The sequence below is a fragment of the Labrys sp. KB_33_2 genome (genome assembly GCF_052114505.1).
In the GTDB taxonomy this organism is placed as follows: Bacteria; Pseudomonadota; Alphaproteobacteria; order Rhizobiales; family Labraceae; genus Labrys.
On sequence record NZ_JBFREW010000079.1, the window covers coordinates 1 to 695 of the forward strand.

Genomic DNA, 695 nt, shown 5'->3' on the forward strand with positions numbered 1-695 from the left:
CCCTCAGGCAATGGCCCTCAGGCAATGGCAGCGTCTCTCAGGCCATGCAATCGGCGTCAGGCCGGACATTCCAGTCTCGCATTCAGGCCGACTACGCGCTGTCACAACTGTGGTCGGCCTATGTCCAGGCCGGCTATGGCCAAACACGATACAATGCAATATCCAATCTCACTCAAACTCAGGTCTGGTCGGCTGGCGCAGGATTTCGTTACGACCTATGGCGCAATATGGCCCTTACGCTCGAATACCAGTTCAATCATTCCAATTCGAAATACAGGCAAGCGGCCCTTTTCAATTCAACGAGCTCGTTCAACCAGAATGTCGTCTCGGTCGGATTGACCTACCATTACTAGAGATCAGCGCGTTCAAATGGGAACGCGCTATGCTGCAGCTCTTTGTTTGGACGCATCCTTGCGATTCTTGCCGATGCCGGCAAATCGCAAAACGCCTTAGGGAGCCATCAACCATGCTGGCGAGGCTCACGCTGCCAATTCTTGCCTGCTTGTGGCACGTCGCTGCTGCACAGGCCCAGTCCACCAATGCTCCGACCTGCGTCTCGCAAGCGGATCCACTCGGTTGCGAGCAGGCGCGGGAAGACCTTTCGCCGGAGATGCTCAGGCTGCTTTCGGTCCATCCCCATGGTGGGCAGGCCCTGGAAGAAACGTCCTATCGAACGGCCATTGCACAGCCTGAGC

2 protein-coding genes are annotated in these 695 nt (G+C 56.7%); both read left to right on the forward strand.

What is annotated here, in order from left to right:
• Window positions 1-353: outer membrane protein (locus AB4037_RS34605; protein ID WP_441774680.1), on the forward strand; the 353-nt coding region annotated here is incomplete at its 5' end.
• 113 nt (window positions 354-466) lie between these two features.
• Window positions 467-695 (forward strand): hypothetical protein (locus AB4037_RS34610; protein WP_441774681.1); only part of this gene is annotated, 229 nt, incomplete at its 3' end.